This window comes from Opacimonas viscosa (assembly GCF_024199005.1).
GTDB lineage: Bacteria > Pseudomonadota > Gammaproteobacteria > Enterobacterales > Alteromonadaceae > Opacimonas > Opacimonas viscosa.
Map to the genome: position 1 here is coordinate 1 of NZ_JANATA010000241.1, position 252 is coordinate 252.

Genomic DNA, 252 nt, shown 5'->3' on the forward strand with positions numbered 1-252 from the left:
CATTCGCAACATGCTGGCACTGAAGGCCGCGGTAATTCGAAACGGCAAGCGCCGCACACTGGAAGGCGACAGCCTGGTACCGGGTGACATTGTGTTGCTGGAAGCGGGTGACAAAGTGCCTGCAGATTTGCGCCTGCTGCGCAGCCATGGGCTGGCCATTCAGGAAAGCCTGCTAACCGGTGAGTCGTTACCGGTTGAAAAACACATCAAGGCGGTATCGGAAGACGCCGGACTGGGGGACCGGGAATGCCT

General features: G+C 59.1%; 1 protein-coding gene. It reads left to right on the forward strand.

The genetic code is table 11. The features are described 5' to 3' along the window. Positions 1–252 (forward strand): P-type ATPase actuator domain-containing protein (locus tag NLF92_RS13445; protein WP_254102763.1); only part of this gene is annotated, 252 nt, incomplete at both ends.